This window comes from Bifidobacterium olomucense, from assembly GCF_012932375.1.
Lineage (GTDB): Bacteria > Actinomycetota > Actinomycetes > Actinomycetales > Bifidobacteriaceae > Bifidobacterium > Bifidobacterium olomucense.
The window spans coordinates 104,831-128,344 of record NZ_JAAIIG010000003.1; the positions used below are offsets into that span (position 1 = coordinate 104,831).

At 56.9% G+C, this 23,514-nt stretch carries 20 protein-coding genes; 17 read left to right on the top strand and 3 right to left on the bottom strand.

Features of this window, described 5'->3' with window-relative positions:
- The first annotated feature begins 2 nt into the window (after positions 1-2).
- The 4 genes from G1C97_RS04160 (at position 3) to G1C97_RS04175 (ending at position 3,355) form a co-directional block, all read left to right on the top strand.
- On the top strand, positions 3-1,259 hold the full coding sequence (locus tag G1C97_RS04160; RefSeq protein WP_169240683.1) for an MFS transporter: 1,257 nt from the start codon (positions 3-5) through the stop codon (positions 1,257-1,259).
- Positions 1,260-1,401: 142 nt separating this feature from the next.
- A complete protein-coding gene (locus G1C97_RS04165; protein ID WP_169240684.1) occupies positions 1,402-2,244 on the top strand; it encodes an HAD family hydrolase in 843 nt (280 codons plus the stop codon).
- Positions 2,245-2,247: 3 nt separating this feature from the next.
- Positions 2,248-3,132: a carbon-nitrogen hydrolase family protein gene (locus tag G1C97_RS04170; protein WP_169240685.1), complete on the top strand. Its 885-nt coding sequence runs from the start codon at positions 2,248-2,250 to the stop codon at positions 3,130-3,132.
- Positions 3,125-3,355: a hypothetical protein gene (locus G1C97_RS04175; RefSeq protein WP_240951003.1), complete on the top strand. Its 231-nt coding sequence runs from the start codon at positions 3,125-3,127 to the stop codon at positions 3,353-3,355. Before G1C97_RS04170 ends, G1C97_RS04175 begins: the two co-directional genes overlap by 8 nt.
- Before the next feature lie 94 nt (positions 3,356-3,449).
- Here the strand turns inward: G1C97_RS04175 and G1C97_RS04180 are convergent, their stop codons facing one another.
- The gene (locus G1C97_RS04180) at positions 3,450-4,301 is read right to left on the bottom strand and encodes an SDR family NAD(P)-dependent oxidoreductase (protein WP_240951004.1); all 852 of its coding nucleotides are present in this window, start codon (positions 4,299-4,301) and stop codon (positions 3,450-3,452) included.
- A gap of 163 nt (positions 4,302-4,464) precedes the next feature.
- Entirely contained in the window at positions 4,465-5,319 is an 855-nt protein-coding gene (locus tag G1C97_RS04185; protein ID WP_205832519.1) for an aldo/keto reductase, read from the bottom strand.
- Between the two features lie 308 nt (positions 5,320-5,627).
- Here G1C97_RS04185 and tenA point away from each other — a divergent pair, with 308 nt between their 5' ends.
- The gene (tenA, locus tag G1C97_RS04190; protein WP_169240687.1) at positions 5,628-6,365 is read left to right on the top strand and encodes a thiaminase II; all 738 of its coding nucleotides are present in this window, start codon (positions 5,628-5,630) and stop codon (positions 6,363-6,365) included.
- Positions 6,366-6,734: 369 nt separating this feature from the next.
- On the opposite strand, the gene G1C97_RS04195 is transcribed toward tenA, so the two are convergent.
- Positions 6,735-7,352 carry an alpha/beta hydrolase gene (locus G1C97_RS04195; protein ID WP_169240688.1) on the bottom strand — a complete coding sequence of 206 codons (618 nt, stop codon included), beginning with the start codon at positions 7,350-7,352 and terminating at the stop codon, positions 6,735-6,737.
- Between the two features lie 134 nt (positions 7,353-7,486).
- Between G1C97_RS04195 and G1C97_RS04200 the strand changes: the two genes are divergently transcribed.
- The 12 genes from G1C97_RS04200 to G1C97_RS04255 all read left to right on the top strand — a co-directional run bounded on the left by G1C97_RS04200 (position 7,487) and on the right by G1C97_RS04255 (position 23,512).
- Entirely contained in the window at positions 7,487-8,542 is a 1,056-nt protein-coding gene (locus G1C97_RS04200) for a DUF6508 domain-containing protein (RefSeq protein WP_169240689.1), read from the top strand.
- A 101-nt stretch (positions 8,543-8,643) separates the two neighbouring features.
- On the top strand, positions 8,644-9,768 hold the full coding sequence (locus G1C97_RS04205) for a tRNA (adenine-N1)-methyltransferase (protein ID WP_169240690.1): 1,125 nt from the start codon (positions 8,644-8,646) through the stop codon (positions 9,766-9,768).
- A 120-nt stretch (positions 9,769-9,888) separates the two neighbouring features.
- On the top strand, positions 9,889-10,446 hold the full coding sequence (locus G1C97_RS04210; protein ID WP_169240691.1) for a SixA phosphatase family protein: 558 nt from the start codon (positions 9,889-9,891) through the stop codon (positions 10,444-10,446).
- Between the two features lie 295 nt (positions 10,447-10,741).
- On the top strand, positions 10,742-13,042 hold the full coding sequence (gene metE / locus G1C97_RS04215) for a 5-methyltetrahydropteroyltriglutamate--homocysteine S-methyltransferase (RefSeq protein WP_169240692.1): 2,301 nt from the start codon (positions 10,742-10,744) through the stop codon (positions 13,040-13,042).
- 210 nt (positions 13,043-13,252) lie between these two features.
- Positions 13,253-14,098 carry a methylenetetrahydrofolate reductase [NAD(P)H] gene (gene metF / locus G1C97_RS04220; protein WP_169240693.1) on the top strand — a complete coding sequence of 282 codons (846 nt, stop codon included), beginning with the start codon at positions 13,253-13,255 and terminating at the stop codon, positions 14,096-14,098.
- Positions 14,099-14,136: 38 nt separating this feature from the next.
- Entirely contained in the window at positions 14,137-17,373 is a 3,237-nt protein-coding gene (locus G1C97_RS04225) for a bifunctional [glutamine synthetase] adenylyltransferase/[glutamine synthetase]-adenylyl-L-tyrosine phosphorylase (RefSeq protein WP_169240694.1), read from the top strand.
- A gap of 313 nt (positions 17,374-17,686) precedes the next feature.
- Positions 17,687-18,649: an aspartate carbamoyltransferase gene (pyrB, locus tag G1C97_RS04230; RefSeq protein ID WP_169240695.1), complete on the top strand. Its 963-nt coding sequence runs from the start codon at positions 17,687-17,689 to the stop codon at positions 18,647-18,649.
- On the top strand, positions 18,649-19,068 hold the full coding sequence (locus G1C97_RS04235) for an aspartate carbamoyltransferase regulatory subunit (protein WP_169240696.1): 420 nt from the start codon (positions 18,649-18,651) through the stop codon (positions 19,066-19,068). Before pyrB ends, G1C97_RS04235 begins: the two co-directional genes overlap by 1 nt.
- Positions 19,065-20,585, top strand: a complete 1,521-nt coding sequence (locus G1C97_RS04240) for a dihydroorotase (RefSeq protein WP_169240697.1) — start codon at positions 19,065-19,067, stop codon at positions 20,583-20,585. Before G1C97_RS04235 ends, G1C97_RS04240 begins: the two co-directional genes overlap by 4 nt.
- A 78-nt stretch (positions 20,586-20,663) precedes the next feature.
- Positions 20,664-21,638 carry an orotidine-5'-phosphate decarboxylase gene (gene pyrF / locus G1C97_RS04245; RefSeq protein WP_169240698.1) on the top strand — a complete coding sequence of 325 codons (975 nt, stop codon included), beginning with the start codon at positions 20,664-20,666 and terminating at the stop codon, positions 21,636-21,638.
- A 69-nt stretch (positions 21,639-21,707) separates the two neighbouring features.
- Positions 21,708-22,532 (top strand): dihydroorotate dehydrogenase electron transfer subunit, encoded by an 825-nt coding sequence (locus G1C97_RS04250; RefSeq protein ID WP_169240699.1) that lies wholly within the window; start codon positions 21,708-21,710, stop codon positions 22,530-22,532.
- Entirely contained in the window at positions 22,520-23,512 is a 993-nt protein-coding gene (locus G1C97_RS04255) for a dihydroorotate dehydrogenase (RefSeq protein WP_205832521.1), read from the top strand. The genes G1C97_RS04250 and G1C97_RS04255 overlap by 13 nt, the downstream gene beginning before the upstream one ends.
- Positions 23,513-23,514: the final 2 nt, after the last annotated feature.

Sequence of the window (23,514 nt, forward strand, 5' to 3'; positions counted from 1 at the left end):
CCATGTCTGCAAACGGTAAGACTCGTCTCAATTACGCGCAAACCTTCTCCATTGGATTCGGCATGTTTGCCATCAGCGCCGCATGGGCGCTGTACAACGCTTACGTGCCGATCAAACTCAAAGACATGATGCTTCCCACGGCCCTTGTCGGAGTCATCATGGGCATCGACAATTTCTGTGGGTTTACCATTCAACCGTTCTTCGGCCTGATATCCGATAAGGTGAGAACCAGATGGGGACGGCGAATGCCGTTCGCATTGTTCGCGATACCCGTCGCCGCCGTATGCCTGATGCTGATCGCTATCGCACCAACTGCGCCGCTCACCGTCATCGCAATTATTCTGTACGCGGTCCTTATGTCCGCCTGCCGTGCACCGATCGTGGCCCTTATGCCTGATGTAACCGATTCACATGTACGAAGTCAGGCGAACGGCATTATCAACTTCATGGGCGCCGTCGGAAACGTAATCGCATTGCTGGCCGGCAGCTACTTATACAAACACTACGGAATGGGCCCGGCGTTCATCAGTGGAAGCATCATCATGGTCGCCGCACTGTTCGCCTTGAATTTCCTCGTCAAGGAACCGGATGATTTCCGGACCAAACCAGGTGAACCCGCTCGTATACCGTTTGTCAGTTGGAAAGAGTTGAGGCAGGCCGTAATCCCGAAACTCGATTTGGACGAGGAGGCGCGCAGAAGCTTTGTGCTGATTCTCGCAGTGCTGTTTCTCTATACGTTTGGTGGGAACGCCGTCGAAACGTACTTCAGTTTGTTCGCAGTTCATGATCTCGGCATGGAAGCTGCAGTAGCTGGCGGGAGCTTGGTTTGGTATGCGATAGGCGCGATGGCGTCTGATATACCTGCAGGTTGGATTGGTACGAAGTTTGGACGTCGGAACACGATGAGCGTCGGCTTGATTCTGGCGATACTCATGTTCGTTCCGATGCCATGGATTGCGTCGGCATCCTTGGTGCCGATGCTTGCATTCGGCTACGGGTTTCTATGGACGCTGGTCTATGTGAATGCGTTTCCATGGATTGCCGAACTGGGAGGCAGAGAAAACACTGGGGCCATGACGGCTTATTACTATCTGGCGACAGCATTCGCGGCGTCAGTCAGTCCTGCGGTATTCGGCCTGATTCAGCAAGCGGCGGGAACATACAAGTGGATGTTCATTTATGCCGCTGTTTTCTTTGCGTTTGCGCTTTGTTGCATGCCGTTCATCACGCGAGGCGAGGCAGAAGAGCGTTCGATGTAAACGACCAGTCAGACTCGCTTGCATATCACACGTCGCATTCGGAATCGACGAAATAGTTCACATGGGCAGATGATAACGATTGGTATATTCTTGTCGTTGATGAGGACGTGACTGAACCGTATGCACAATGAGGAGAAAAGGGATGGTCGCAAGCAAACTGGTGTTCATCGACATTGACGGCACGCTGGCGGACGAAAAGCATATCGTGCCGGAATCGGCGAAAGTCGCATGCCGCAAAGCGCAGTCCAATGGGCACAAGCTATTCATCTGCACCGGACGTTCCATGCCGAAAATCGAACGCAGCATTCTTGATCTCGGTTTCGACGGCGTGGTCTCCGTGGCAGGCGCTCAAGCGAATGTGGGGGAGCAGGTATTGTTTCAGCATCTCGTACCGGCTGATGCTGTGGATGCTGCGATGGCATATTTCCGTGAGCACCACATTGAAAGCTATCAGTGGCAGGGTGCGGATGGCATGTATATTTCGGAAGGGTATCGTCGTCATTTGGAATCCAAAGGCAAAGCGTTCAACCGTGGTGAGTTCGCGCGATTCTGGCACCTGATCGATGAGGTGGAGATTCCCTCCGGGGCCACATTGGGACAGACGCTTCATGTAAGCAAGGGTTCGTATTTCACCGGACCAAATCCGGATGTGACTTTCGAGGACACGAAGCGTGACTTGAGCCCCTGGTTCGAGCTTGTGCACGGCTCGTACGATAAGATCTCACCGAACAATGGCGAACTTCTCATCGCCGGGTACGACAAAGGCACAGCTGTACGCGACGTGGCTGCGGCGCTTGGTTACGATATCGCCGATACTATCGCCGTTGGTGACTCCGACAACGACACCGCCATGCTCAAGGCCGCTGGCACATCCGTGGCCATGGGCAATGCCGTTCATGGCATTGAGAAGTTCTGTGACTTGCAGACCACCGATATCCATGACGATGGTCTGGCCAATGCTTTCGCCACGCTTGGATTGGTGTGAACGATGCAGACTCTTGACTGTCTGCCGGTAGCAGTTGCGCAGTTTACGGTGGCGAAGGAACCGGAACGTAATCTGGAGACGATTGACGCGTTCGCCCGCGATGCGGCGGCCAGTGGCGCGAGGCTGCTGGTACTGCCGGAAGGACTGATCGCACGTGACGGTGACGATGATTCATTTGCAGCCACCCATGCTCAACCGCTTGATGGGCCGTTCGTGACGGGACTGAAAAGAATCAGCACTATACATCACATCGTATTGATGGGCACGGTCCATGTTGTTCCGGAGGCTCAAGAAGCAAGACGGGATGAAGTCGGGGGATGGCATGAGTCCGTTGCGAACCATCGTGTGGCCAACGTGTTTCTCGCCATTGGCGAGGGAGAGATCGTGGCGACCTATCGCAAGCTGCATCTATACGATGCGTTCGCTGCGAAGGAATCCGATGTGGTCCTTCCCGGCAGGGAATTGCCTCCGGTGGTGACCATCGACGGCTGGCGTATCGGCATGATGACATGCTACGACGTACGGTTCCCGGAAACCGCTCGCTCCCTGGCCGCACGCGGTGCCGACGTGATCGTAGTCAGCGCAGCATGGGTGCGAGGTGCACGAAAGAAGTACCACTGGAAACTGTTGACGGCCTCCCGTGCGGTGGAGAACACCTGCTATGTGTTGGCTTGCAGTGAGGTGAGTAAACGTAATATTGGCTGCAGTCGCATCATTGATCCCATGGGAGAGGTCATCGCCGAAACTGGAGACGGCGACTCCGCGTTGATTACTGCCAAGCTCAGCCGTGAATCTCTCGATTCAACCCGTCGAATTCTGCCGGTGCTGGACAACCGACGCTTTGCCGACCCGCAGTTGAAGCGAATGACAGGTGCCGGTCATGAGTGAAGGGCAGAACAACGGTATGGACGAGCGATGGTTGAAAGCGCTGAAAGCAAAGAACATCGTCGTTCGAGTTCAGACGGCGAATGACGATGAATACCGTATCGGAGACAAACGAAAGGGCACATGCAAAACAACTGCGCATGTTGCATTCGGAACATCGATGCAACGTGCACAGCCGTTCAAGGCGACCGGTCACAAGGGCGGCATCAGCAGACAGGGTAGCTGATTCGCTGTGCTCGTGACCGGTTCCTCGGTGTCTTCAGTCCCGATCTGCCGGCTCCGCCTACTCTGGTCCGCAGGGGAACAAGATGTAAGTGGCTTTAATACACGGAGTAACCGCCGTCAACTTGCAGGTTCGTGCCGGTCACATACGAGGACGCGTCGCTGGCGAGGAACAGTACCGCGGTGGCGATCTCCTCATTGGTGCCGAAACGGTGCATCGGCACGGGAGCGGTCATCATATCGTGTGCTTCGGGCACGATACGACCCTCGAAAATGCCGGACCACACGTATCCGGGGGAGATGGCGTTCGATCGAATGCCATAGGGTGCCAGTGCAGCAGCCAAGTAGCGCGCATATTCGTAGATGCCGGCCTTGGAAGCACCGTATGCGGCCACCGGGGAAGGTCCGCCGGCGATGAAGTTCGCATTGTGCGCGGACAGCGACGAAGTGAACACCAGGGAGCCGCCGTGATTGTGCTCGCGCATGATGTGCTGTGCGATCTGAGCGGTCAGGTAGGCGCCGGTCAGGTTGATGTCGATGGTTTTCTGCCAGACCTCGTACGGTTCGTCGGCATCATCGCCGGGCACGTTCACGCCGGCGTTGATGAACGCCACGTCCACAGTGCCAAGCGAGTCAACCAGCGAAGTCTTCAGCGCATCGACCTGCGCTTTATCGGAAACATCGCAGTACAACGGCACGACTTTCACGCCATAACGTTCGGCCAGTTCCTGAGCGAGCGGCTCAAGCGTCTCCTTGGTGCGTGGCAGATCGACGATCGCCACATCGGCACCGGCTTCCGCCCAGGCGGCGGCCACGTTACGGCCAAGTCCGCCAGCGCCTCCGGTCACGAAGCCTTTCTTGCCGGCAAGCGAGAAGCGATCCATGATGCGGTGGGATGGTTCTTTCCATTGATCGAGTGGGTACTGATCGAATACTGAAGTGTCGGTCATGTTATTCTCCGTTCGGTTCGGTGGCGGCGTCATTGTAGCCATCAACAAGGCGAGCCTATCACGGACAATCGGGTTGTCTGCGATAGGCTCGCCTAAAAAGTTCAGGAAGTTAACATGTGCGTGATTGCGGAATCATGAAGCTACTCGCAATCACCACAAGAAATCAGTCTTCCTCATGCCAATGCGGATTCTGGCCGAACGTGTAACCCTCCGGATTATCCATGGCGGCGATGTCCTGCATATCCTGCTCGTCCAGCTCGAAACCGGTCAGGTCGAGGTTCGCGCGCTGACGGTCGGCATGCATCGACTTCGGAATCGCCACATCACCCAGCTGCAGATGCCAGCGCAGGATCGCGGCCACAGGGGAGACGCCATGCTTTTCGGCGATGCGCACAATGGTGGGATCCTTCAGCATCTGGTTGGCGCGGCCGAGCGGGCTCCATGCCTCGGTGATGATGCCATGCGCGTCATCGTAGGCGCGTTGCTCGTTCTGCTGGAAGAACGGGTGCAGTTCCACCTGGTTCACGGCCGGAGTCACGCCGGTGGCACGAATCAGCAGATCAATGTGACCGGGCAGGAAATTGCTCACACCGATATGCTTCACAATGCCTTGCTTCTGCGCGTCGACCAGAGCCTGCCAAGCCTCTACGAACTGGCCCTGTGACGGGTTCGGCCAATGAATCAAATACAGGTCGATGTAATCCAAACCCATGCGGGCCACGGATTCCTCAATGGTCACGCGAGCCTGATCGTACTGATGATGGCGGCCCGGCAGCTTGGAAGCCACGATAATGTCTTCGCGTGGCACCTCGGACTCGCGGATCGCCTTGCCCACGATGCCTTCGTTCTCATAGTTGAACGCGGAATCAATCAGGCGATAGCCGACCTGAAGCGCGGACTTGATGGCTTCAGCACCCGCGAAACCGTTGACCTTATACGTGCCGAATCCGATGGCCGGCAGTTCCAAACCATCGTGTGCTTTGCGAACCGGAATCGCCGGCGGTTCCATTAGTGCCATACCCACTCCTTTGTTGTTGTCGCTGCACTGTTGTGTTACGACTGTTGCATTACGGGCAATCACAGTCAACATCAGCGCTCATCTCACAATGCTTACTATAGTGAGCCTGATTCGCGGATTATTGCATTACGCGGGCTGTGTACGGGCTGTTGCAAATGGCGTTGACACCGTATAATAAGGCCGTTGCAGGGGAACTTGGCATGTTTGCGCAGCGTGGGAAACACGACGCACAGCGGAGCGCCGGGTTGAGAAAGGCGTACGCCTGACCCTTGGAACCTGTTGGCCAACACCATCGAAGGGAGCAATCCATGTCTTTTGACGCCGCCGCATTCGGACCAATCACACTCGATCATCTGCCGCCATTCGCCCAGCGTCTGCGCGAAGCCGCCGACCTGGTGTGGGAGGAAGGCTACAAGCAGCCGTTCCTGCGCGAACTCGGCAATGGAACATTGGCGCGCGAAAAGTTCGCGTTCTACCTGCTGCAGGACTACCGTTACCTGAAGGATTACGCCAAGGTGCATGCGCTTGCCCTCACCAAGACGCAGGATCCGGAGGTCATGCAGTTCATGGCCAACGTGCAGAACGCTATTTTCAACGTGGAATCCGCCATGCATCGCAAGTACATGGCGAGTTTCGGCGTGACTGAGGAAGAGATGAACAACGTGCGCCAGTCCGCGTTCGCACGCGCCTACACGTCGAACATTCTCTCCATCGCCTACGGTGGTTCGCTGGTGGATGTTCTCGTGGCAGTGCTGCCGTGCGCATGGGTGTACGCCGACTACGGCCAGCGTCTGGCCGCCGAGTTCGCGGATTCGCTTGAAGGCAACCCGTACAAGAGCTGGGTTGACATGTACAAGACCGAGGAGTTCTGGAGCTCCTCCGCATGGCTGCTCGCACATATCGAAGAGCTGGTTGACGGCTTGAGCGAGGAACGCAAGCAGGAGCTTGAGGACATCTTTGTGGTCGGCGTCGAGCATGAATACATGTTCTGGGCTTCCGCGTACGACATGCAGTACACGTGGAAGCCTGAATGGGACGTGCACTAAGCACAGAACGTCACTTTTCTCAGCCCACCGGTAACGGGCGGTTGTTTCCGACCTCATCGCGGCTTCTTATGTCAGTTGAGACGTGTAACTCGCTTACAAGGGGTTGATTTGGGGTTTCGGAACATCTATCTGCTTTACGAGGGGTTCTTCTGCGGTTAAGCCGCAAGTAGAAATGGCCAATTGCTAACGTCATTCCGCCATTTTGTCTTTGGTCTTACTTTGAAAGAAACCCCTTGTAATGCAGATAGACCTCCGGCGAGGCTCAAATCAACCCCTCGTAAACGAGATAGCGCGGTCGCAAGGCTGCTGATTGCTGTTTGAAGTGTATCGATGGGGTTGCCGTAGACAACGTTATGGTTCGCGCAATGTTTATAGCTTTTGAGCGGTTAGGAAGTCGCGAATATCGGAGATTTCCTCATCGCAGATGGCGTGGCCCATGCCAGGGTATTCGCGATAGGTCAGATAACCGGCGGCTTCCAACACTGTGCGAGCAGTGCGCTGGTCAGGCAGTGGGATGGTATGGTCCGAAGAACCATATGCGAGGAAGAACCGAGTGAGGGAGTTGAGACGGGCTTCCTCCTCGCCCTTGAATGATGGGCTGAGCAGGATCGCCGCGTCGAACAGATACGGGTGTGCCTTGACGAGCCGATACGAGAGATATCCGCCTTGAGAGAATCCGATAAGCACCTTGCGCCGATGCTTGAATGCCGGTGCATCAAGCAATTGCGTCAGCGTATCGCCGACCGCCGTGCACTCACGCTGTCGCTCATCCACGCCGCATCCGTCCGGATACCAATAGTGTCCGCCCATGTAGGGGCGCGCATAAGTGCCTCGGAACGACAGATAGTCAGGCTCTTCGCCTGTGCCCGCATACACCGCATTGATGATGCGCACCATCTCGCTCTCGTCATTGCCGTATCCGTGGAACATCAAGAACAACGGTCCCTTGCCGTTCGCATCAAAATCACTGACCATCCGAAGTCGCATGCTCATCACCTCTGCAAAACGCAATGTAGTCAATGGGGCTGTTCGTTCTGAATCGTGCTCCTATGACATCTCGAATATCCTTTTACTATCATTTTTACTATCGTTCGTAAACCGCTTCGTAGCAAGGAAATATCATGGATGCCACTGATTTCGATTATGCAACAGCAGATATAGAGTGCGGCGGAGCCATCTCGCTGCATTTGGGTGCACGCGCATATGACGCTGCGATGCATGAATCTCGATCAGAGGAACGCGAGCGATTATTTCGGCTGGCGGCTCATTGGTATGAGCGAAGTGCTGAAATCGGCAATGCGCAGGCTGCGACGAATCTTGGCTATGTGTACCTGTATGGGCGTATTGGCAACATAAACGAGGCGCTCGCATTCACTTGGTTTTCACGAGGAGCGGAACTTGGGAACGAGGAAAGCTGCTACAAACTCGGAGATCTATATAAGTCCGGCAGAGGTTGCGATCAGGATATGAACAAGGCTGTTGAACTGTATGGTAAAGCAGAACAAATAGCGAGAAGAACATGCAACTCTGATGATCCGCAGGATGCTGCGGTGCTTGCCAGCATTGATCTGCGCCTTGCCGAGTGGTATGAACAATCCACCGCAGCGGAGATGGATTCCGAAAGTGTTTGCGATTTGTATATGGAGGCGACTGCTTTATTCGAAGTTGCCTTGAACGGGGGACTTGACTGGTACGCCAATGCTTTGGAAAAAGCTCGTAGTGGCTGGGGTCGTACGAGTCCTAAAGAAGAGGATGTGATTGAAGGGCGTCGAGATGGCAAGAGGAGTCAGGATGAGCATGTCCCGGATATTCGTCCATTGCTGGCGCTGACAGATGCGGTTGGTATATTGCAGGGCATATCGCAGGATTCCAAGCCTGAAATGTACTCTTATATGGTGGGTGCCGTATTGGATGCTTTCTACAACGATTGGGAAGGCGGCGACCATGAGTACTCGGAAACATTGGGCCGAGCGGGAATCAGGAGTCCGTATCAGTATCTCCGTAATGGCGATCTCGATGCGTTGAATACGAAAACAGTCATGGCGCTCCTCACATTCATAATCCGTGCCGACCATTGGAATGAGGGTGCTCTCGCTGTGTCGATTGAAGATGGAGAGTTGACCAAGGTTTTGCGCCACATGCGGCAAAAGCACTATGCTAGGCGGATTGCAGGTTAATGAGCAATGGCAATGCACTGGCGAGTTGTTGAGCGCGGAGAAGGTTTGCGTCGGTACGCTATAAATGCATAAAACCAAATTGACCACACATAGGGAGATATATGAGAGTCAGGCGTGGAGCGTTTGTTGCGGGCGAGAAGGTGCAGTTCACCGACCGCAAGGGCAAGAAGATCACCGACCAGCTGGTGCCGGGCGGCTCCACGCAAACCGAACATGGGCTGATCCTGCACGACGATGTGATTGGCGCTGTGGAAGGCACCGTGATCACCACCGTGCATGCCAAGCGCGAGGCACAGGTGAACCAGGTGTACCCGGAGAAAGACAAGAACAAGCCGTGGAAGTCCTCGCGAGCCATCGGCGGCTGGGAGTATGCGGCCATGCGCCCGCGCTTGGCTGACTACGTACTCTCGATGCCCCGCGGCGCGCAGATCATGTATCCGAAGGATATCGCCCAGGTGATTCAGCTCGGCGATATCCGTTCCGGTCTGCGCGTGCTGGAGTCCGGTGCCGGTTCAGGCGCTATGAGCCTTAACCTGCTGGACGCCGTGGGGGAGACCGGCCACCTGACTACCATCGAATTGCGCTCCGAATTCGCCCGCGTGGCCGAGGCGAACGCCACACTGTATTACGGCGAGAAGCCGGCTTGGTGGCGGCTTTTGACCGGTGATTTTGATTCCGTGGCAGCGAGCCTTCCCGAGCATTGGTTCGATCGCATCATGCTCGACATGCTGGATCCGTGGAATCGCTTGGATCAGGCGTATCGGGTGATTGCTCCCGGCGGCGTGCTGGTCTGCTACGTAACCACCACCACGCAGATGAGCCGTCTGGCCGAGGCGTTGCGTGCGGCTGGTTGCTGGACCGAGCCACAGATTCAGGAGACTCTTGAGCGCACATGGAAGGCGCAGGGTTTGGCCGTGCGGCCGGATCATCAGATGATTGGTCACACTGGTTTCCTGGTGATTTCACGTGCGATGGCATCGGGATTCGCCGCATTGAAGAAGCGCGAACGGTATTCCAAAGACACGGTGACCGACGTGGATGAGCTGACCGATGAGCAGCGTGAAGCGCGCCTGGAAGAGCTCGAACTGCGAGACATTTCCGACCACAAGTTGCGTAAGGTGTTGCGTGATTTGGACCGTCAGGTACATGAATTGGGCGAAATCAGTGAGAGCGAAGAGTCTGGAAAGTACCAGAATCCTAAAGGTGCTGAGCAATCTGCCGACTAATGTTCTCCTAAGGTATTTCCGATAGGCATGTGACCGTTCACAACAGACTATAATACGATATTCATATGTTCATGTGGTCCGATGTGAGCTGTGCAAACCTTGAAGAAAGGAAGCCTCGAAGTGGGCATCAAACTCAATAAGGTCGCTAAAGCGGCCAAGAAATACAAGCACGTTCTCATCATCATGCGTCACGCCAAGGCCGAACCATTCGGCGAAAAAGGTGATCGTGACCGCAACTTGACCGATAAAGGACTCAAACAGGCGAAGAGCGTGGGCAAAGGCTTGGTTTCGCTGGGATTGAGTCCTGAGCAGATTTCTTGCTCATCGGCCATGCGCACGCGTCAGACGCTTGACCGTATGCTCAAGTCATTTGAAGGAGAGCCGATTGTCGATTACCGCCTGAGTCTGTATGAGGGAGGCGTGCAGTCCGTATTCGATGAACTATCTCATGTGAAGCCCAAGATTCATGTATTCATGATCGTGGGACATGAGCCGACAGTTTCAATCGCCTCCCAGTGGCTGGCCTCCGCCGATTCGGATACCGAGCGCCTTGACCTGCTGAATCTTGGTCTCGCTCCGGCGGCCGTTGTCATCATGGGATCGGACAAGCCGTTCGACGAATGGCAGGTGCACAGCGGAGAGCTGATCGCTGTAATCAATGTCAAGGATTTTGACTGACTCTCATCCAATACGTTGATGACCGCAAGGCTTTGGCGTGCGGACTGTAAGGCTTATCCCACTGCTTATCCCACTGCGAATATGTACCGCTTGAAGACGCTCAGTGTTACATATTCGTGAAGGTGAGGTATGAGAACAGGGCAGAACGCCAGAGAACGCCAGTGTGTAATAACGACAAGGTAATGAGGAGCGATATAAATTTCCCCTATAACGACACTCAAAGCGTTCTTATGGGCCTGAAACGCCGATGTTTTGATACCCTGATCGGGTTACGAACGCATACATTGGAGGATTTATGTCCACTCTGACTTCCGTCTCCGGCTTCCCCCGCATCGGGCAGAACCGCGAACTGAAGAAGATCATCGAAGGCTACTGGAAGGGTGCCAACGATCTCGCTGCTGTTAAGTCCACCGCTGCTGAACTGCGCGCCAAGCATTGGAAGCTGCAGCAGGCCGCCGGCATTGACCTGATTCCCAGCAACGACTTCAGCTACTACGATCAGATGCTGGACACCGCAATTCTCCTGAACGTGATCCCGAAGCGTTACGAGCGTCTTGCCTTCGAGAATCAGGAAGACACGCTTTTCGCCATGGCCCGTGGCTATCAGGGCGAGAAGGGCGACGTGACCGCCTTGCCGATGAAAAAGTGGTTCACCACCAATTATCACTATTTGGTGCCTGAGGTCGAACCCGGCGAGGAGATCAAGCTCAACTCCACCAAACCGTTCGATGAATTCAACGAGGCCAAGGCCCTTGGCATTCTCACCAAGCCGGTACTCATAGGCCCGTACACCTTCCTGAAGCTCGCCCGCACCGATCAGGCTACCGAACTTGAATACGACAAGGGCCTTGTCAACGCCGTTGCCGCAGTCTACGCCGAAGTGCTTACCAAGTTCAACGAGCTCGGTGCCGAATGGCTTCAGCTCGACGAGCCGTACCTTGTGCTCGACAAGGAGCCGGGCGACGTGGAGCTCTTCAAGACCCTCTACACCAAGATTCTGGCCGCCAAGGCCGGTGTCAAGGTACTGCTCAACACTTACTTCGGCCACATCGCCGACGTGTACGAGACCGTGAACCTGCTCGGCTTCGACGGCATCGGTCTGGACCTCAACGAAGGTCGCGAGGAGAACTTTGAAGCCGTGGCCAAGTACGGCGTGGCCTCGAACACCACCATCTTCGCCGGCGTGATCAATGGCCGTAACATCTGGCGCAACAACTACGCCACCTCCCTGGGCCTCGTAGACGCCCTGAAGCAGGTTACGCCGAACGTCGCCATCTCTACCGCATCTTCTCTGCTGCACGTACCGTTTAGCACCGAATGCGAGACCGGCATTCCGGTTGACGACCTCAAGCACTTCGCCTTCGCCGTCGAGAAGCTCGGCGAGCTCAAGGAAGTCGCCGTTCTCGCTGACGCCACTGAGGATGAGAAGAAGGCCTCTGCCGCCCTCGCCGCCAACCAGGCTCTGTTCGACGGCACTCGTGTGGCCACCGACCCGGCCGTCGCCGATCGTGTGAATGGACTGTCCGCTGACGATTACGTACGTCAGCCCGCCCGCGAAGAGCGCCAGAAGTTGCAGCGTGAGGCTCTTGGCCTGCCGTTGCTGCCCACCACCACCATCGGCTCCTTCCCGCAAACCAAGGAGGTGCGCGCCGAGCGTGCCAAGCTGCGTAAGGGCGAAATCACCAAGGAAGCCTATGACGAGTTCATCAAGGCACAGATTGACGCCTGCATCAAGCATCAGGAAGAAATCGGCCTGGACGTGCTGGTTCACGGCGAATTCGAGCGCAACGACATGGTCGAATACTTCGGCCAGAACCTTAATGGCTTCCTGTTCACCAAGAACGCTTGGGTGCAGTCCTACGGCACCCGTTGCGTCAAGCCTCCGATCGTCTGGGGTGACGTTTCTCGCGCCAAGCCGATTACCGTTGAGTGGTCCGCATACGCCCAGTCCCGCACCGACCATGTGATGAAGGGCATGCTCACCGGCCCGGTGACCATTTTGAACTGGTCCTGGCCGCGTGAGGACATCACCCACGAAGAGCAGACCAAGCAGTTGGCCCTCGCCATTCGCGACGAAGTGCTTGACCTCGAAGCCGCCGGTATCAAGGTCATTCAGATTGATGAGGCCGCTCTGCGCGAAAAGCTTCCGCTTCGTAAGTCCGATTGGCATGTGAAGTATCTCGACTGGGCAGTACCGGCCTTCCGTCTGGTGCACTCCGCGGTGAAGCCAACCACCCAGATTCACACCCACATGTGCTACTCCGAGTTCAACGACATCATCCGCGATATCGATGCGATGGATGCGGACGTGATCTCCTTCGAAGCCTCCCGTGGTGATCTGGTCGTGCTCGACGCCATCCACGACGCACACTTCGAAACCGAGGCCGGCCCGGGCGTCTACGATATCCACTCTCCGCGCATCCCCTCCGAGCAGGAGATCGAGGAACGCATCTACGAGATCCTCAAGAAGATGGATGTCGAAAAGGTGTGGATCAATCCGGACTGCGGCCTGAAGACTCGTGGTAACGCCGAGACTTGGCCGAGCTTGGAGCATCTGGTGGCCGCAGCCAAGGCTGTGCGCGCCAAGCTGGGCTGAATCTAAAGGAGAGAGTTCCAGCGTGGGAGGCTGGGCGATATGTATGACATCCGACACGATCAAGGCCGTTCGGCCAAACCTACGGTCGGGAGCCATGCATATTGCCCAGCCTCTATTGCGTGATTCCGCCACGAAAGCGGAACTTGATTTGGAATGATACCGTCGTGCCCACCACCATGCCATGACGGTGATCGAAAAGGGAAAAACAATATGCATACCCCGATGTTTTCGCTGGAGGTGTTCCCTCCGAAGCGCAACGCGCCTGTCGGCACCATTTATGACACGCTTGACGGTCTGGAAGGCTTGAATCCGGATTTCATTTCCGTGACATATGGCCATGGCACGCACACCGATCGTACCGCCACCGCTCGCATCGCCCACACCATACGCAATGAATACGGTATTCCGGCTGTTGCTCACCTGACCGCTCTCTACTCCGACAAAGCGAAAGTCGATGAGGCGCTGGATATGTTCGAGCAGGCTGGAGTCGAAGCCGTGCTCGCCTTGCGCGGTGATTACATCGAGGGGGAGGAGACGGTCGGCGTTTTCGAACATGCCAGCGACCTCGTTGCGTATATCCGCGAACGGAAACCTGAGCTGAAGGTGTTCGGTGCCTGTTATCCGGAAGGACATTATCAGGCGGAATCCTTGGATCAGGACATCGAATATCTCAAGGTTAAGGTGGATGCCGGTGTCACTCATCTGATCTCCCAGCTGTTCTACGACAACGATGATTTCTACAGGTTCATTGACAAGGCGCGTGCCGCAGGAATCGACGTGCCGATTGAAGCGGGCATCATGCCGGTGCGGGGGGCGAAATCCGTGCGACGTATGGCTGAACGAAATGCTTCACGTATTCCGGAGCATCTCGCCGTCATGCTTGACAAATGGGAGGGCGACGGCGAAGCATTGCGGGCGGCCGGAATCGCGTACGCCTCCCAACAGATCGCAGATCTGGTGGCGCATGGAGTGGATGGCATTCACTTGTATTCGATGAATCATCCTGCCAGCACGCGGCGCATCTGGCATAACGTGCAGCCGTTATTCGGAGAATAAGAGCGCAATCCTGCCGCCCGGCGGTATAGTGGAATTCCATGGAACCGAAGACGATGTTCAAACCCAGTGCCATGGACCTCATCCGAGCCGGGCTGCAGGATCTCGACAGGTCCCGCTCTCTATTTGACCAGCTCAAAGTTGACGGCATTCCCGATAACCGTCTTGTGCAACTGCTGAGCGTTCTTGCTCACGCTTGCGATCCGGATGTGGCTCTGAGCAATTTTGTGGACATCGTCAACGCCATGCAGTCCAGCGGCCGTGACCTTGATTCCATTCTGCAGGATGTATCCGCGCTGAAGCGTTTGATTACCGTGCTCGGTGTTTCCGATGCCATGGGCAAATTCATGAGATTCAAACCCGAGCTGGTGGAAGCCGCGGCAATCGATCATTGCGATAGTCATTTGTTCAATCACGCTCAGCGGCGTTCCCGTCTGTTGCAGGCGGTCGGTGCCGATCCGGATGAAACGGCATGCCCTGTGGCATCCAAACCGCTTGCCGAGGCGGCTACTGCGCTTCGCGCCAGCTACCGCAAACAATTGGCAGCGATCATCGCTCAGGATGCGGTGGCTGATGATCCGGCTGCCATACAGCCGACCATCAGCCACGAGCTTTCGGATTTGGCAGATGCGGCGCTTGAAGGCGCGTTGGCCATTGCCAGGCATGAAGTGGCAGACAGCGAACATGTACGCTTCACTGTCATCGGCATGGGAAAGCTCGGCGCGCAGGAATTGAACTATGTCTCCGATGTGGATCTCATTTATGTGGTCGAACCGGCAGACAAGGAGATCGATCATCAGACGCTTATCCGCGTGGGAACCAAGATGGGCACCATGCTGCAACGCGTTTGTCAGTCCGCCATTATGGGAGTGGCTGAGCAGCCTTTATGGCAGATCGACGGAGGATTACGCCCCGAAGGCAAAGACGGACAACTGGTTCGTGTACTTGACTCGCACAAGACCTACTACGAGCAATGGGCGGAGAACTGGGAATTCCAGGCTTTGCTCAAAGCGCGACCGGTGGCCGGTGATCCCGACCTCGGCAAGGCATACATGGATATGACCCGTCCGTTCGTCTGGTCCGCTTCCAAGCGCAAGAATTTCGTGTACGACTGCCAGAAGATGCGTCAGCGCGTGGAGAATCTCATTCCTGCACCGCTGAAGGATCGTGAGATCAAGCTCGGCCGCGGTGGACTGCGAGACGTGGAGTTCACCGTACAGATGCTGCAGCTGGTCCACGGGCGCACCGATGAGACGTTGCGTACCAGTAACACGCTCGACTCCCTGCAGCGGCTTTCCGAAGGCGGCTACATTTCCCGCAAGCAAGCTGTACGCATGTCTCAGGATTACCGATTCGAACGTGTACTCGAACATCGTCAGCAGATATGGTCGTTGAAACGTACTCATCTGTTTCCTGATCTCGGCCGTGCCTCTGTGGGCGGACTGGAGAAAAAGCGTGACATCGATGTAGACGAGCTCAATCAGAATCAGGAGCTGCGTCGTCTTGCCCGCACTTTCGGTCTTCACCCGGAGGAACTCGTCGAGAAATATGATGACGTACGCCGTGAGGTACGTCACCTTCATCTCGATATCTATTACCGTCCCATGCTGCCGGTCAACGCCCAGTTGGAAAACGACCAGATTTCGCTCAGCGTAGAAGCCGCACAGGAACGATTCTCCTCAATCGGTTTCGGCGATCCTCAAGCCGCTGTCCGGCATGTTCAGGCACTTACCGCCGGTGTCGGCCGTGCCGCGAAAATCAACCGCATTATCCTGCCTGCAGTACTGCAGTGGCTTGGAGAGGGACAGAACCCAGACATGGGTCTGCTCAACTGGCGCAAACTGGAAGAGAACTTCGGCACCGAATCCGGTTATCTCGGCTTCCTGAGAGATTCCACGTCCGCGGCACAGCGTTTGTGTCATGTGCTGTCCAACTCTCGTTTTCTCGGCGATGCTCTGAACAAATCGGTCGAATCGATCAGTTGGCTGGGCGATGACGACAACCTGAAAGCCCGCACCCGCGAGGCCCTTGATGTGCAAACGCATTCCGCACTGGAACGTTTCTGCGGCAGCATCAATGAATTCGCCACATCCGTGCGCGCCATGCGTCGCCATGAGATCGAACGCATCGGCTTGTCGTGGGTGAGTGGCGTCATCACTGATGATGCAAGCCTTAAAGCCATGACCGACGTATACGATGCCATTATTGACGCATCGCTGATCTGGTCCATTCGTCATCAGCTCGCTCAATTCGGAGTGGAACAGGCGCCGGCGAGCATTGCCGTCATTGCCATGGGACGATACGGCGGACGAGAAGTCAACTTCAGTTCCGATGCGGATGCCATTCTTATTTATCGGCCAGCTGATGGCGCTGATGATGGTGAGGCCAACGCTTTTGCCAAGAAAGTTGTCGAAGATTTGCGCAACATTCTTCAGGGGCCCACCACTATTGAACCAAAAATCGAACTCGATCTGGACCTTCGGCCGGAAGGCAAGAACGGTCCGATTATCCGCTCATACGCCTCATGCGAGGAATACTACGGTTCATGGGCGTCGACGTGGGAGCATCAGGCCCTGTTGCGCGCCCGATACGCGGCCGGCGACGCCGAGCTGGGCCGTGATTTCCTCATCAACATCGCTGACCCGTTGCGTTACCCAACCCAGGAGCTGAGCGACGCCGAGCTGCAAAGCATTCGCAAGCTCAAAGCTCGTATGGAAGCTGAACGACTGCCGCGAGGCGTACGCCGAGAACGTCATCTCAAGCTCGGCAAGGGTGGACTTTCCGACGTGGAATGGACCGTGCAGCTGCTGCAACTTCAGCACGCCGGCAACATCAAGGATCTGCGTGTCAACGGCACGTTGGAAGCATTGCAGGTACTGGAAGACAAGAAGCTCATCAGCGTCATCGACGCTATTCAGCTGCGTAAAGCGTGGACCACCTGCACGGCTGCCCGCAACGGCAACTACCTGTGGTCCGGTCGCGCCAATCAGGCGGATATTCTGCCCGATGACATGTATTCGCTCGGCGGCATCGCCGTCTACCTCGGGTATGGTGCACACCGTGGCCAGCATTTCGAAAACGATCTGCTTGGTGTGATGCGTAAATGCCGTGACGTATGCCAGCGGCTGTTCTACGGTCTGACTGAAGAAGACAATTCTGTTGCTTCAACGGTTGCCGGTCGCCCGGGAACATCTGGTGTGCCGCAAAAGTCCGCAAAGCCGCGCATGCATGTTATCGCTCCGCGTCTGACCGCCAACCGACGTCGCGCCCAACGCTGAAACCTGATGGCGTACGTTTTCCCAGACTAATTTGGACATCATCTGGAGAAACGTACGCTAAGAAAGTGTCAGTGTACGTTTCTCCAGATGACGGTAAATAAAGTCTGGATTACCGTACGTTGAGCAAGCAGCAGTAAGCATTATTGCGGAATGAGTCATCGGTATAGTCAGCGATGAGTAAAGACGCGTTTTTTAGGGTGAACACTCGGTGAACACGGCTGTCCGAAAAATGGCGTAAGTTAGATAAGGTCACATAAAGGGTGGCCACCTGTAACCACGAGCGAAAAGGTGAGCCTTGTCTAAAGAAACACCCATGGTCGGCAAAAGCGTTGTGACGCTTGACGACTTGTCTACCAATCAGATTCTCGAAATGTTGCATAAGGCCGAGTACATCGATGCCCATCGCAAGGAAGTTTCCCATACCTGCGAAGGCCGCGTGCTCGCCACCTTGTTCTACGAGCCTTCCACCCGCACCCGTCTGAGCTTCGAAACCGCAATGCTGCGTCTCGGCGGCAAGGTCATCGGTTTCGCCGGCGCACAGCTGGCTTCCGTGACCAAGGGTGAAACGATTTCCGACACCCTGAAAACCGTGTCGAACTACGTGGACGTGGTTGCCATCCGCCACCCGAAGGAAGGTGCCGCTCTAGTGGCCTCCCGTGCCGCATCCGTGCCGGTGATCAACGCCGGCGACGGTGGTCACATGCACCCTACGCAGACGCTGGCCGATCTCGCCACGCTGCAGTCCCGCTTCGGCCGCATCACCGACCTGACCGTGGGCCTGTGTGGTGACTTGACGTTCGGCCGTACCGTGCACTCCCTGATCGAAACCCTCTGCCGTTTCGGCAACGTGCGTTTCATCTTGATCAGCCCGGACGAGCTCAAGACCCCGCAATACGTCATCGACCGCATCAATGCCACGCCAACCTGCTCTTACGTGGAGGTGCGCGATCTGGCCTCCGTGATCGGCGATCTCGACGTACTGTATATGACCCGCGTGCAGAAAGAGCGCTTCTTCAACGAAGACGACTACCTGCGCTTGCGTGACACCTACATCCTCGACGAGGAGAAGCTTTCCCTCGCCAAGCCGCATATGGCCGTGTTGCACCCGCTGCCGCGCGTCAACGAAATCGCCGTGGAAGTAGACGACGATCCGCGTGCAGCCTACTTCGAGCAGGTCAAGAACGGCATGCTCATGCGCATGGCTCTCGAAAGCTCCGTGGTGGGCGATGACCTGCCCGGCTATGAACCGCTCAACCCCAAGGAGGTGCAAGCCTGATGGAAGTCACCAGCATCGTCAACGGCATCATCATCGATCACGTGCCGGCCGGCACCTCGCTGAAGGTACTGGAATACCTGAAGATCGACCCATCCAAAACCAAGCTCGCGCTGATCATGAACACCACATCCAAGCGCTTCGGTTCCAAGGACATCATCAAAATCGAAGACGACAAGGACATTGATCTTGACGTGCTCGGTTTCGTAGCGCGTCAGGCTACTGTAGATGTGGTACGTGGCGGGCGAATCGTGGAAAAGAAGCAGCCGCACCTACCCGAGCACGTTGTCGGCGTGATCAAATGCGTGAACCCGCGTTGCGTCACCACCAGCGAGCATGACATCAAGCAGATGTTCCATTTGGTGCATTCCGATCGCCTTGAATACCGCTGCGATTACTGTGACGAGGAAGCCAAACTGTGAGCATCACCCTACGCAACATCAAGGTCTGGAACACCGGTGAGATCATCGATTTGGTAGTTCCAGGCCTTGCCGACGCCTACTTCGCTGATACCGACACCGTGCACGATGGTGCCGATATCGATGCCACGGGACTGACCGTGGCCCCCGGCTTCGCAGACCCGCATGTGCACTTCCGCGATCCCGGCCAGACTTATAAGGAATCGATGGTTTCCGGTTGCCGTGCCTCCGCTTCCGGAGGCTACACGAACGTGCTCATCATGCCGAATACGCTGCCCGCACTCGATGGTCAGCTGGTGACCGATGCCGATGCTGCCGCCGATAAGCCAGGCGCACGCGAAGTGCGCGAAGCCGGCTTCAGCAACGTCATCGATTTCCTTCAGAACTACGACACCGCCCACGGCGTGAAGCTCCCGGTTCGCTACGACCTCTGCGTCTGCGCATCCAAGGATCGCGCCGGCAAGGAAGCAACCGACACCGCTGATTGGCTCAAATACGTGCCCGGATTCGATGATGATGCCAAGACTCCGGCCATGAACGAACATCCGGTCACTGCCATCAGCGATGACGGTGCCGCGGTGCCTGAGCCGATTCTGGATCAGGTGTTGGCCAACGCCAAGGCTTCCGATCTGTATCTGATTGAGCACTGCGAGCATCACGATACCGGTGCCGTCAATGAAGGTCCGGTTTCTCATCAGCTTGGCGTTCCCGGCATCCCGGAAGATACCGAATTGAAGATCGTGGCTCGCGATATCGAGGCCGCACGCCGAACCGGTATCCATGTGCATTTCCAGCATGTGAGCACCGCGATTTCGTTCGAGGCGATTCGCAAGGCCAAGGCCGAAGGACTGCCGATCACCTGCGAAACCGCACCGCATTATCTGGCACTGAGCGATGAAGCGCTGCTCGAATACGGCACGTTGGCCAAGATGAACCCGCCGCTGCGTTCCGAAGCCGATCGCAAGGCCACCATCGCAGCCATCGCCGATGGCACAGTCGACTTGCTGGCCACCGATCACGCACCGCACACGATGGACGAGAAGGCGTTGGGCTTCCTCGAAGCACCCAACGGCATCATCGGTTTGGAATGCGCGTATGGCGTATGTCACAAGGTATTGGTGGATGGTGGTCACATCTCGGATGAGCGACTGATCGAGCTCATGTCCGTAGCGCCGGAAGCGCTGATGGGCCATGAGGCCACGGATATCGCCGCACTCGTGGAGGACTGGGCCGAGCCGGCACCCACTGGTGACGATCCGGAAGGTGTGATCGCTGAGGAACGTGAGGCAGGGGAGGCCGTCACGGCTCAGCGCGAAGGCGTGAACCGTCTGCTGGACTTGAGCCGCGTGGATGATGCCGGGCACGTCGATCTTGCCATCTTGAACACCGACGAGGAATGGACCGTGGATCCGGATCAGTTCCACTCCGCAGCACGCAACACCCCATTCGGCGGATGGAAAGTCACCGGACGCCCGCTCGCCACCATCATTGGCTCCCAATTCATGTTCAGCCGATTGTAAAGAACAGGCCCCCTCTGATGACGAGGGGGCTGTCATGCGAAGCATGACTGGAGGAGAGACTCAACAGAAAGGACTTCGATGGATCGTCTGATCGAAGCAATCAACAACGTGCAGAACCCGTCCGTCGTGGGCCTGGATCCCACCGAAGCGTTGGTGCCGCCGCAAGTGGTGGCCAGCTTCGCCGATGAAGTGCGTGACTCGGTGGATTCCCCGGAGGAGCTGCCTGCTGCTCAGCTGGCGGTCGCCTACTTCGAATTCAACCGCACCATCATCGATGCGGTGGCCGATATCGTGCCGGCAGTCAAGCCGCAGATCGCCATGTACGAGGCACTCGGCCCGGCCGGCGTCGATGTCTACACGATGACCTGCGAATACGCGGCCCAGCAGGGTCTGTATGTGCTTGGTGACGTGAAGCGTGGCGACATCGGTTCCACGGCCGCCGCCTATGCCCATCACCTGAACGGTGTGGCAGCCGCTTCGGCCGATGGCGCGGCTTTCGACCCATGGCATGAGGATGCCGTGACCGTGAACCCGTATCTCGGCACGGATGGCATCACGCCGTTTGTTCAGGCCGCCACCGAAGCCGACAAGGACATCTTCGTGCTGGTGCGCACCTCCAACCCGTCCTCCAGCGAGCTGCAGATGCTTGATCTGGCGGACGGCAAGAAGGTCTATGAGCACGTGGCCGATCTTGTAGAAGGCTGGGGCTCCGAAACCATCGGCGAACACGGTTATTCCCGTGTCGGCGCCGTGGTCGGTGCCACGCATCCGGAGGAGGGGCGCGCATTGCGCGCCCGTATGCCGCACACGTTCTTCCTGGTGCCGGGCTACGGCGCTCAGGGCGGTACCGCACAGGATGTCGCCGGTATGTTTGACGCCGATGGCAGTGGCGCACTGGTCAATTCTTCCCGTGGCATTATCGGTGCATGGAAGAAGAGCGGCAAGTATTCCGAATCCATGAGCGCCGATGAAGCGCTGGATTTGGTTGCCGAAAGTGCCCGCCAAGCCGCGCTCGATATGCGCGACGCTCTGCGCATCGCCGTCTACCGTTAGTGAAAGATCCCCTCGCTCAGTTCCGCTGGCAGCTTCCCTCAACGGGGAAACCAAAAAACAAGGAATCTCATGACTACCTTCACTCCAACGCATGATGTGGTGGCTGAAGCCACCGCAGCGGGATTCTTCCCACCGCGTCACACCGTGGAAGTCACGGCTGTGCGCGAACTGACCGACCATGTGGTGCGCTTGACCTTCCATGACGCGTTCATCGCATCCCATGCCAAACCAGCCCAGTTCGTGAACCTGTTCACGCACGACGATTTCATGCTGATGCCTCGCCCATTTGGCGTCAGCGAAGTCGAAGGCGATGAGGTCAGTGTGATCTTCGCCGTCATCGGTCACGGCACCGAGCAACTCGCGCAGCTCGAAGTCGGCGACACGGTGGACGTCCTTGGTCCGCTTGGCCGAGGCTTCAATCTGAAACAGGACGCCAACTATATTCTCGTTGGTGGCGGCCTCGGTGTACCGCCGTTGCTATACGCGGCACAGAAGATCGCTGACATGGCCGGTTCCGTGGCGACCTCCGTAATTGGTTACCGTGACGCCCACTTCGGTGAGGAATTCGTGTCCCGTTACACCGACCGTTCCTTCAGCATCGACAATGCCCAGGGCAACGTGGTGGACCTGTTGGACCAGCTGGAGCAGTCCGGCGACCTCTATGTTACCGATCATGCGCCGATCATTCTCTCCTGTGGTCCGCTACCGATGATGAAGGCGGTTGCCCAGTGGGCAGCTGAGCGCGATATGCCGGCACAGCTCAGCATGGAACAGCGCATGGGCTGCGGCTACGGCACTTGTGTGCTCTGCACTGTGGACACCGTGGACGGACGTCTCAAGGTGTGCTCTGATGGCCCGGTATTCACCCGCGAACAACTCGGATGGGGGAAGTGACGATGAGCACCATCACAGCAACGACTGCCGCACGTCCAACCGACAATCACATCAACATCTACGAGCCGCACGAGTGGAAGCACTCGACCCAGGTGGCAGGTGTCACATGGAAGAACCCGGTCGGCACCGCTTCCGGAACCTTCCAATATGCTGCCGTCCGCTGGTTCTATGATGTCAGCCAGCTTGGCGCAGTGTCCACCAAAGGATGCTCGCCGATTCCGTGGGAAGGCAATCCGTCCCCGCGCACCGCGGAAGGTCCGGCATCGAACCTTAACGCCGTTGGTCTGCAGAATCCCGGCGTGGACCACTATCTTGAGGATGACCTGCCCAAGTTGAAGAAGGCCGGCGCACTGGTGGTAGCCAATGTGGCGGGCCATTGCGATGACGATTACATGCAGGTGGTCGCCAAACTCGCCGACTCCGCAGCGGATATGCTCGAAATCAACGTCAGCTGTCCGAACGTGACCCACGGCGGCATGAGCGTCGGCACCGATCCGGTAGCTCTGGCCGCCCTGATGGACAAGCTGCGTCCGATGACCGACAAGCCGATGATCGTCAAGCTCACGCCGAACGTCACCAACATCACCGTGCCGGCTCGCGCAGCCGCGGAACATGGTGCCGATGCGCTGAGCATGATCAACACCGTGCTCGGCATGAGGCTCAATATTCGCACTGGTGAACCGATCATCGCCAACAAAACCGGCGGTGTATCCGGTCCGGCCGTGCTGCCCATCGGCATTGCTGCCGTGTACCGCGTACGTACCGCATTGCCGGAGATTCCGATCATCGGCATTGGCGGCATCGACTCCGGTGAAAAGGCGTTGGAATACCTGTATGCCGGCGCGAACGCCGTGGAAGTGGGAGCGGCGGCGCTCTTCGACCCGGTGGCACCATTGCGCATCGCCCGCGAATTGGATGACCTGTTGGACGAGCGTCCCGAGCTCGCTGCTAAACTGGCCGCAGGCAAAACTTGGAGGTAAAT

Bases quoted from the DNA above. Each gene is read 5' to 3' on its own strand.
- G1C97_RS04160 (WP_169240683.1), top strand. From the start codon at position 3: ATGTCTGCAAACGGTAAGACTCGTCTCAATTACGCGCAAACCTTCTCC.
- G1C97_RS04165 (WP_169240684.1), top strand. From the start codon at position 1,402: ATGGTCGCAAGCAAACTGGTGTTCATCGACATTGACGGCACGCTGGCG.
- G1C97_RS04170 (WP_169240685.1), top strand. From the start codon at position 2,248: ATGCAGACTCTTGACTGTCTGCCGGTAGCAGTTGCGCAGTTTACGGTG.
- G1C97_RS04175 (WP_240951003.1), top strand. From the start codon at position 3,125: ATGAGTGAAGGGCAGAACAACGGTATGGACGAGCGATGGTTGAAAGCG.
- G1C97_RS04180 (WP_240951004.1), bottom strand. From the start codon at position 4,301: ATGACCGACACTTCAGTATTCGATCAGTACCCACTCGATCAATGGAAA.
- G1C97_RS04185 (WP_205832519.1), bottom strand. From the start codon at position 5,319: ATGGCACTAATGGAACCGCCGGCGATTCCGGTTCGCAAAGCACACGAT.
- tenA (WP_169240687.1), top strand. From the start codon at position 5,628: ATGTCTTTTGACGCCGCCGCATTCGGACCAATCACACTCGATCATCTG.
- G1C97_RS04195 (WP_169240688.1), bottom strand. From the start codon at position 7,352: ATGCGACTTCGGATGGTCAGTGATTTTGATGCGAACGGCAAGGGACCG.
- G1C97_RS04200 (WP_169240689.1), top strand. From the start codon at position 7,487: ATGGATGCCACTGATTTCGATTATGCAACAGCAGATATAGAGTGCGGC.
- G1C97_RS04205 (WP_169240690.1), top strand. From the start codon at position 8,644: ATGAGAGTCAGGCGTGGAGCGTTTGTTGCGGGCGAGAAGGTGCAGTTC.
- metE (WP_169240692.1), top strand. From the start codon at position 10,742: ATGTCCACTCTGACTTCCGTCTCCGGCTTCCCCCGCATCGGGCAGAAC.
- metF (WP_169240693.1), top strand. From the start codon at position 13,253: ATGCATACCCCGATGTTTTCGCTGGAGGTGTTCCCTCCGAAGCGCAAC.
- G1C97_RS04225 (WP_169240694.1), top strand. From the start codon at position 14,137: ATGGAACCGAAGACGATGTTCAAACCCAGTGCCATGGACCTCATCCGA.
- pyrB (WP_169240695.1), top strand. From the start codon at position 17,687: ATGGTCGGCAAAAGCGTTGTGACGCTTGACGACTTGTCTACCAATCAG.
- G1C97_RS04235 (WP_169240696.1), top strand. From the start codon at position 18,649: ATGGAAGTCACCAGCATCGTCAACGGCATCATCATCGATCACGTGCCG.
- pyrF (WP_169240698.1), top strand. From the start codon at position 20,664: ATGGATCGTCTGATCGAAGCAATCAACAACGTGCAGAACCCGTCCGTC.
- G1C97_RS04250 (WP_169240699.1), top strand. From the start codon at position 21,708: ATGACTACCTTCACTCCAACGCATGATGTGGTGGCTGAAGCCACCGCA.
- G1C97_RS04255 (WP_205832521.1), top strand. From the start codon at position 22,520: ATGGGGGAAGTGACGATGAGCACCATCACAGCAACGACTGCCGCACGT.